The sequence below is a fragment of the Flavobacterium sp. genome (genome assembly GCF_044338735.1).
In the GTDB taxonomy this organism is placed as follows: domain Bacteria; phylum Bacteroidota; class Bacteroidia; order Flavobacteriales; family Flavobacteriaceae; genus Flavobacterium.
The window spans coordinates 1-8,609 of the sequence record NZ_JBIIWV010000091.1 but is presented as its reverse complement, the minus strand read 5'-3'; the positions used below and the strand labels follow the sequence as shown (position 1 = coordinate 8,609).

At 32.0% G+C, this 8,609-nt stretch carries 8 protein-coding genes; 2 read left to right on the top strand and 6 right to left on the bottom strand.

Annotated elements, in window-relative coordinates; all coding sequences use genetic code 11:
* The 5 genes from ACIQZC_RS07085 to ACIQZC_RS07065 all read right to left on the bottom strand — a co-directional run.
* Nucleotides 1-765 (bottom strand): cbb3-type cytochrome c oxidase N-terminal domain-containing protein (locus ACIQZC_RS07085; protein WP_396138536.1); only part of this gene is annotated, 765 nt, incomplete at its 3' end.
* Nucleotides 766-803: 38 nt separating this feature from the next.
* A complete protein-coding gene (locus tag ACIQZC_RS07080; protein ID WP_396138535.1) occupies nucleotides 804-971 on the bottom strand; it encodes a CcoQ/FixQ family Cbb3-type cytochrome c oxidase assembly chaperone in 168 nt (55 codons plus the stop codon).
* Between the two features lie 2 nt (nucleotides 972-973).
* Entirely contained in the window at nucleotides 974-3,154 is a 2,181-nt protein-coding gene (ccoN, locus tag ACIQZC_RS07075; protein ID WP_396138534.1) for a cytochrome-c oxidase, cbb3-type subunit I, read from the bottom strand.
* Nucleotides 3,155-3,156: 2 nt separating this feature from the next.
* Nucleotides 3,157-3,351, bottom strand: coding sequence for a cbb3-type cytochrome oxidase assembly protein CcoS (ccoS, locus tag ACIQZC_RS07070; protein WP_396138533.1), 195 nt, complete (start codon nucleotides 3,349-3,351; stop codon nucleotides 3,157-3,159).
* Nucleotides 3,352-3,435: 84 nt separating this feature from the next.
* Nucleotides 3,436-5,808: a heavy metal translocating P-type ATPase gene (locus ACIQZC_RS07065; protein WP_396138532.1), complete on the bottom strand. Its 2,373-nt coding sequence runs from the start codon at nucleotides 5,806-5,808 to the stop codon at nucleotides 3,436-3,438.
* 108 nt (nucleotides 5,809-5,916) lie between these two features.
* Here ACIQZC_RS07065 and ACIQZC_RS07060 point away from each other — a divergent pair, with 108 nt between their 5' ends.
* Nucleotides 5,917-6,594: a Crp/Fnr family transcriptional regulator gene (locus tag ACIQZC_RS07060; protein ID WP_396138531.1), complete on the top strand. Its 678-nt coding sequence runs from the start codon at nucleotides 5,917-5,919 to the stop codon at nucleotides 6,592-6,594.
* A 110-nt stretch (nucleotides 6,595-6,704) separates the two neighbouring features.
* A complete protein-coding gene (locus tag ACIQZC_RS07055) occupies nucleotides 6,705-7,424 on the top strand; it encodes a YebC/PmpR family DNA-binding transcriptional regulator (RefSeq protein WP_396138530.1) in 720 nt (239 codons plus the stop codon).
* Between the two features lie 67 nt (nucleotides 7,425-7,491).
* On the opposite strand, the gene ACIQZC_RS07050 is transcribed toward ACIQZC_RS07055, so the two are convergent.
* A complete protein-coding gene (locus ACIQZC_RS07050) occupies nucleotides 7,492-8,532 on the bottom strand; it encodes a PLP-dependent cysteine synthase family protein (protein WP_396138529.1) in 1,041 nt (346 codons plus the stop codon).
* Nucleotides 8,533-8,609 lie beyond the last annotated feature (77 nt).

The window sequence follows — 8,609 nt, the reverse complement described above, 5'->3', positions numbered from 1 at the left end:
ATTCCATGCTACCATAGTGGCATTATTTTTACTTCCTTCAGAAATTAATTTGAAGACATTTTTGATTCCACCTCCATTGATCCAATTTTTATCTATTAAGTTTGGTCCTACTAGTCCTCCTCCGTCTACTTTATGACAAGCTGCACAAGCATTTATAAAGATTTCTTTTCCTTTTGCTAAACTTGTAGCATCGGTTAAAAGGGTCACTTTATCAATATTCATATCATCTGGAGTTGCTGTTGCGTTTTTAACATTTTCTAAAGCAGCTAATTCGACTTCATATTTAAATTCTTGTGCTTGATTGTAATCACCAACCACATGGAAACGAACTAAATATATTAATGCAAATAAAATTGTACCATAGAATAAATACACCCACCATGGAGGTAATACGTTATCCAATTCTTTGATACCGTCATAATCGTGATCTAACATAACGTCAGATTCTTGCTCAATATCTTTTGAACTTGTTAATTTATTCAACACATTCTGATACCATTTACTTTCAAAAAAAGAAACGGTTTGAGCGTCTTCTAATTGTTTTTTCTGTTCGTCTGTTAACAAATGATAGGTCACTTTATCAACCGCGCTTACTACAATTTCAATTGCAATTAATAGAAACAGGAAAACTCCTAAAAATAAAGCTACCATTGGAAACTTTATAAAAGCTGGTTTATTTCCTGAGTCAATAAAATATTCCAATGCTGCAAAAACAAATGCAAACAATAATGGAACTCTTACGTATGATGGAATTAATTTTTTCATATAAAGATTATTTTTTTTTTTGAAACAAATAATTATTATTAATCATTTAAAGGAAGTTCACTTATTTCTTTGATTTTTTCTTTGCTGTAGGTCATTGCCCATACTGTAAATAATATAAAAGCAGTAAAGAAAATAGTCAACGAAATAATAGGATAAATTTCTACTCCAGCAATTGTTTCTAAATTATGTTTTACAAATTTTAGCATGACTAGTTCGTTTTATTTTTAATTTGTGTATCAGTTCCTAATCGTTGTAAGTAGGCAATAAGTGCTACAATTTCTCTGTTTTTCAAAGGAGAAGCTGTTTCTTTTTCAAATGCTTTTTTAATCTCTGAGTTTTTCATCAAATTCGATTCAATTTTAGATGCTTGAGTATCAATATTTTTCATTGCATCATTAATTTGTGTTTCTGTATATGGAACACCCAGAGTTACCATAGCTTTCATTTTATCCTGAATCGTTGAATTATCAAGTTCATTTTTAATCATCCATTGGTATCTTGGCATGATTGATTTTTCATTTAATCCTTGTGGATTATACATGTGGTTAAAATGCCAATCATCTGATCTACCTCCGTTAAAAGGTTTTCCAGTTACTCCTTCCCTAGCTAAATCGGGTCCAGTACGTTTAGAACCCCATAAAAATGGATGATCATAAACAAATTCACCTGCTTTAGAATAGTCTCCATAACGCTCTACTTCTGAACGGAAGGGGCGAATCATTTGAGAGTGACAACCCACGCAACCTTCTTTTATGTATAAATCTCTACCTTGTAATTCTAAGGGGGTATAAGGTTTAACAGATGAAATTACTGGAATATTTGATTTTATTAATAGGGTTGGTAAAATTTGAATCAAACCACCAATTAAAATTGCAACTGTAGTTAACAACATAAATTGTACTGGCTTTCTTTCTAACCAAGAGTGTAATTTTTCACCTTTTAATCTACTGGATGAAATTACAGCTAATGCAGGAGCTTCTGCCAATTCATCTTCTACTGAAGCGCCTTGTTTAACTGTTCTGATGATGTTGTAAACTAATACAATAACTCCTGTTAAGTATAAAGTACCTCCAATAGCACGCATCCAATACATTGGCATTAATTCGGTAACTGTTTCAAGGAAATTTCCATATTGTAAAGCGCCACCATCTGATTTGAATTGTTTCCACATAGAAGCTTGTGTAAAGCCTGCAACATACATTGGAAGTGAGTATAAAATAATACCTAGTGTACCAATCCAGAAATGGAAATTAGCTAATTTTTCAGAAAATAATTTTGTTTTGGTCATCCTTGGTATTAACCAATAAATCATACCAAATGATAAGAAACCATTCCATGCTAATGCACCCACGTGAACGTGAGCAATAATCCAGTCCGTATAGTGAGCAATAGCATTTACGTTTTTCAATGATAACATTGGTCCTTCAAAAGTAGCCATACCATAACCTGTAATTGCAACTACAAAGAATTTTAATACTGCATCGGTACGCACCTTATCCCAAACACCTCTCAACGTTAATAAACCATTTATCATACCTCCCCAAGATGGTGCAATCAACATTACAGAGAAAACAACCCCAAGATTTTGAGCCCAATCTGGTAACGCTGTGTATAATAAATGGTGAGGACCAGCCCAAATATAAATAAAGATTAATGACCAAAAGTGAATAATTGACAATCTATAAGAGTAAACAGGACGATTTGCAACTTTTGGTACAAAGTAGTACATCATTCCTAAAAATGGAGTAGTTAAGAAAAAAGCTACTGCATTATGACCGTACCACCATTGTACTAATGCGTCTTGAACACCAGCATAAATTGAATATGATTTTAATGCAGATACGGGTAACTCTAAACTATTGAAAATATGAAGCACGGCTACAGTTACAAATGTTGCAATATAAAACCAAATCGCTACATAAATATGACGCTCTCTTCTTTTGATAATAGTTCCTATCATATTGATACCAAAAACTACCCAAATCAATGCAATGGCAATATCAATAGGCCATTCTAATTCTGCATATTCTTTTGAAGTCGAATATCCAAGAGGTAATGAAATGGCTGCTGCTACTATGATTAATTGCCACCCCCAAAAGTGAACTTTACTCAAAAAGTCACTCAACATTCTTGTTTTCAATAATCTTTGCATAGAGTAATAAACTCCTGCAAACATAGCATTACCAACAAAGGCAAAAATTACTGCATTGGTGTGTAAAGGTCTCAATCTTCCAAAACTTAAAAACGATATACCGCTTGTTAAATTAGGAAACAAAAACAATAATGCTAAAAAAAGCCCTACTAACATTCCAACTACACCGAAAACGATGCTGGCGTAGAGGAAATTCCTTACAATTTTGTTGTCATAATAAAATTGTTGTTTGTCCATAATTAAATTGTTTTTTGTTTTTCTGTTTGTATTATTTTGTTTGGTTTTTCTTTTACTAGCTCATCGTCAAATAACATTCGAACCGATGGAGTATAGTCATCATCATACTGACCACTTTTAACTGCTTTGATAAAAGCACCCAAAAAAAGTACAGCAACGATGATACTAATTGTGATTAATAAATAAATGACACTCATACCTTGATTTTAATTTAACAAAGTTAATTTTGCACGATTTGAAATAATATGATATTTATCATATCTCATATTTTTTTTGATTACTTATTTTTTTGCGAAAAGATTTGTCATAATTGTTACAAAGCTCACAATTGTAATTGTACTCAAAGGCATAATTATTGCAGCTATTATAGGATCTAAAGCACCTGTAATTGCAAAACTCAATCCAATTAGATTATAGAGTAAAGACAAACCAAAACTCATATAAATTGTGATCAAGGCATTTTTTGAATAACGCATCAGAAAATTTATTTTATCAAATTGACTAGCGTCTAGTATTCCATCACAAGCTGGCGAAAACACATTGACATTTTCTGAAATAGAAATACCCACGTTGCTTTGAGCCAATGCACCCGCATCATTTAATCCGTCGCCAATCATCATTACATTTTTGCCCTCTTTTTGTAATTGATCAATATATTGCAATTTTTGTTCTGGTTTTTGATTAAAAATTAAGGTAGTTGAAGCAGGTAACATTTTCTTAAGTATTGGTAGTTCCCCATCGTTATCACCTGACAACACAATTAAATTATATTTTTTTGATAATTGCCCAAATAATTGTTCTAAACCAGTTCTATATTGGTTATTAAAAACATAACTTCCTTTATAATCGTTATTAATTTCAACATGTACTTTGGTTTTTTTATGGGTATTTTCGGTCATCGTTTTTAAAAATTGAGACGAACCTAGTTTTATAGTATTTCCATCAATTTCTGCGAAAATTCCTTTTCCAATAATTTCTTCAAAACTTGAAGGCTCAAGCTTTTCTTGTTTTGGAATATATTCGTACAATCTTCTACTTAACGGATGATTTGAACCTCGTAAAACATTCTTTAATAATTGTAACTCATAAGGAGTAAATTTGGTTCCTTCATAAGTAATTGCCGTCTTCTTATTGGTTGTAATTGTTCCTGTTTTATCGAAAACAATAGTATCAACTTTAGCTAATTGTTCTACTACCAATGCGTTTTTCAAATAGATTTTTCGGTTGCCTAAAATTCGTAATACATTTCCCAAAGTAAAAGGTGCAGTTAATGCTAAAGCACAAGGACAAGCAACTATTAATATTGCTGTAAATACATTAAAAGCAGTTGCAATATCAATGAATATCCAATATCCAAAGGATAAAAATGCTAATGCTAATAAGGCGGGAGTAAAATATCTACTGATGCGATCTGTAATTGATTTATGTTGTTGCTCTACACGTTTTTGAAAAACATCATTACTCCACAATTGGGTTAAGTAACTTTGGGAAACCGAAAAAAGAACTTCCATTTCGATTATTTTTCCTAACTGTTTTCCGCCGGCAAAAATTTTATCACCAGAATTTTTCTCAATTTGAACTGCTTCTCCCGTAACAAAACTATAGTCGATGGCCGCCTTTTCAGAAATTAAAATACCATCAACTGGAATTAATTCTTGATTTCGAATTAACAGCCTATCCCCTTTTTCAATATCATAAACCTGAACAGATTCTTCTGAACCATCAGATAAAATTTTAGTTATGGCAATGGGAAAATAAGATTTATAATCGCGTTCAAATGAAAGAAAATCATACGTTTTTTGTTGGAATAGCTTTCCTAAAAGCATGAAGAAAATCAATCCGGCCATACTGTCAAAAAAACCTTGACCATAGCCAAAAATAATATCAACCGTACTTCTAATGAACATGACCACGATTCCTAAAGCAATTGGAATATCAATATTTAATAATTTTGACCTTATACTTTTCCAAGCCGAAACATAATATCCAGAAGCTGAATAAATAAAGGTAGGCAATGATAATCCAAAAATTAACCATCGAAAAAAGCCTCTGTATTGGTCAATCCAAAATTCTTTTACTTCAAAATACTCCGGAAATGATAACAACATGATGTTTCCAAAACAGAAAAAAGCAACTCCAATTTTATAAATCAAACTGCGATCAACTTTCTTTTTGCTTTCGTCAAAGTTTTCTAAACTAATATAGGGTTCATATCCAATTGAACTAAGTAAATAAACAATTTCTTTCAAGCTTGTCAGTGCTGGATTATAAGTTATTCGAACTTTCTTTTCTCCAAAATTAACCTGAGAGGTATTTATTCCTGATTGAAGTTTTTGTAGATTTTCCAAAATCCAAATACACGAACTACAGTGTATATGAGGAATGTAGAGTGAAACAATATGAGCTCCATTCTCTTCAAATTCAAGTAATTTTGTAACAATTTCTTCATTGTCTAAAAAATCATACTTTCCTTGTATGTCTTGTGGAGTAGCACCTGGTGCCGACTGAAAATCATAATAACACGTTAAATCATGCTGACTGAAAATTTCGTATACAGTTTTACAACCATTACAACAAAATTTCTTGTCATCATAAAAGATTTCTTCGTTTTTATAAATTTCAATACCACAATGGAAACAATTTTCTGTGTCCATAATTTGCTCATTTTACCTGCAACAAAGTTCTTTTATAAAACACAAACAAAATATGATAATTGTCATACAATTTTGTAATTTTGATGTTTCATTAAATACTAATTATTTATGAGTAAATGTGAGCAATGTATCGTTAGACAATTTAGTTCTCTTAAAGCGTTGAATAAGGAGGAATTACTTCGAATGGCAGAATGCAAGACTTCATTTACAATAAAAAAAGGAGAGCCTATTTTTGAAGAAGGCGAAGTGACCAATGGTATATACTGCGTTAAAGAAGGTGTTTGCAAATTATCAAAACTCAGTGATAATGGCAAAGATCAAATTGTAAAATTGGTTAAACCTGGTGAATTGTTAGGACAGCGTTCAATGATTAGTGACGAACCTGCAAATCTAAGTGCTGTTGCGCTTGAAGATATGGAAGTTTGTTTTATTCCTAAAAGTGAAATTATTCATTTTTTTACAGAAAATAATCAGTTTTCTATGAATGTAATGCGCACCATTTGTGATGATTTAAAAGAGGCTGGGGATCATATGGTCAATATGGCACAAAAAACAGTCCGTCAGCGCATGGTAGAAACCCTAATTTATTTAGAAGATACTTTCGGAAAAAATGAAGATGGTTCACTACACATTCAATTATCTCGTGAAGAATTAGCTGGAATGATTGGAACCGCAACAGAAAGCTGCATCCGATTACTATCTGAACTTAACAAAAGTGGTTACATCTTATTGACTGGAAAAAAAATAACCCTTGTTGATAAAAACAAATTAAAAAGATTTGCTTAAATTATAACTCAAGTGTTCTTAAATAAAGTAAATTATTTTATTTTTGCAACCTGAAATTTGACTCGAGGCAAAGCCGAACAAAGCAAAGTTAAACTTTAAACCAAAAATAAATGGGAAGAGCGTTTGAATTTAGAAAAGCCCGTAAAATGAAACGTTGGTCAGCAATGGCAAAAACGTTTACTAGAATAGGAAAAGATATTGTAATGGCCGTAAAAGAAGGCGGACCAAATACTGAGACCAACTCACGTTTACGTGCCGTTATTCAAAATGCTAAGGCGGCAAATATGCCTAAAGATAATGTGGAACGTGCTATTAAAAAAGCATCTGATAAAGACACGGCGAATTATAAAGAAGTTTTGTTTGAAGGATATGCTCCACACGGTATTGCTGTTTTAATTGAAACGGCAACCGATAATAACAATAGAACCGTTGCAAACATTAGAAGTTATTTCAACAAATGTAATGGAACTTTTGGAACACAAGGTTCGGTAGAATTTATGTTTGATCATACGTGTAATTTTAGAATTCCAGCTGAAGGACAAGATGTGGAAGAACTCGAATTAGAAATGATTGATTTTGGCGTGGAAGAAATCTTTGCAGATGAAGACGGAATTTTAATGTACGCTCCTTTTGAAAGCTTTGGAACCATCCAAAAAGAATTAGAAACACGTGGTTTAGAAATATTATCTTCAGGATTTGAAAGAATACCTCAAATAACTAAAGAATTAACACCAGATCAAGTAGCTGATGTTGAAAAACTATTAGAAAAAATTGAAGAAGACGATGACGTAATGAACGTATATCATACGATGCAAGAAAGTGCTGAGTAATTCTTCTTCGAATTAAATAAAAAAATCCTGAGCTTTCACTCAGGATTTTTTTGTATTTATAATCAAATTACTTGATAATTTCTATTTTTAACGCTTCTTCACTGTTCACACTATCAAAGAAACCTTGCTCGTTCATCCATTCATCGCTAAATACTTTACTCATATAACGAGAGCCGTGGTCTGGAAAAATAATCACCACTTTACTATTGGGATCAAATTCTCCTTCTTCAGCAAATTGTTTTACCGCTTGAAACGCAGCTCCTGAAGTATATCCTACAAACAATCCTTCTTTCTTAACAATTTCTCTTGCGGTGTGCGCACTATCTTCATCAGAAACTTTGATGAATTTATCAATAATATCAAAATCAGTAGCGGTTGGAATTAAATTTTTTCCTAAACCTTCTATTCGGTATGGATAAATTTCATCGTTGTCAAACTCTTTAGTTTCGTGATATTTCTTTAAAACCGAACCAAAAGCATCAACACCTAAAATTCTAATATTTGGATTTTTTTCTTTTAAAAAGCGAGCCGTTCCTGAGATAGTTCCTCCTGTTCCACTGCACGCTACAAGATGTGTAATTTGTCCGCCAGTTTGTTCCCAAATTTCAGGACCAGTAGAATAATAATGGGCATCTACATTTAATTCATTAAAATATTGATTAATATAAACAGACCCTTTTGTTTCTTCGTGTAATCTTTTTGCAACATTATAATAAGAGCGTTCATCATCGGCTGAAACATTTGCAGGACAAACATATACCTTTGCACCCATAGAACGTAACATGTCAATTTTATCTTTTGAAGATTTAGAACTAACCGCTAAAATGCAATCATATCCTTTAATAATACTTACCATTGCTAAACTAAATCCTGTATTTCCAGAAGTAGTTTCAATAATAGTATCACCTGGTTTTAAAATGCCTTTTTTTTCAGCTTCTTCAATAATATATAATGCAATACGATCTTTTGTAGAATGTCCTGGATTAAAGGCTTCAACCTTAGCATAGAAACTACCTGATAATGAAGCAGCTACTTTACTCAATTTAATTAATGGTGTGTTACCAATTAATTCCAACACGTTATTATAGGCTTTTATTTCTTGTTTCATAAAAAATAAATTATCTGAGGTGGGTAATTATTAGTTACCTCAAATCTCTGCAAATTTAACAAAAAAAGTTTAACTAC

Bases quoted from the DNA above. Each gene is read 5' to 3' on its own strand.
- ACIQZC_RS07080 (WP_396138535.1), bottom strand. From the start codon at position 971: ATGCTAAAATTTGTAAAACATAATTTAGAAACAATTGCTGGAGTAGAA.
- ccoN (WP_396138534.1), bottom strand. From the start codon at position 3,154: ATGGACAAACAACAATTTTATTATGACAACAAAATTGTAAGGAATTTC.
- ccoS (WP_396138533.1), bottom strand. From the start codon at position 3,351: ATGAGTGTCATTTATTTATTAATCACAATTAGTATCATCGTTGCTGTA.
- ACIQZC_RS07065 (WP_396138532.1), bottom strand. From the start codon at position 5,808: ATGGACACAGAAAATTGTTTCCATTGTGGTATTGAAATTTATAAAAAC.
- ACIQZC_RS07060 (WP_396138531.1), top strand. From the start codon at position 5,917: ATGAGTAAATGTGAGCAATGTATCGTTAGACAATTTAGTTCTCTTAAA.
- ACIQZC_RS07055 (WP_396138530.1), top strand. From the start codon at position 6,705: ATGGGAAGAGCGTTTGAATTTAGAAAAGCCCGTAAAATGAAACGTTGG.
- ACIQZC_RS07050 (WP_396138529.1), bottom strand. From the start codon at position 8,532: ATGAAACAAGAAATAAAAGCCTATAATAACGTGTTGGAATTAATTGGT.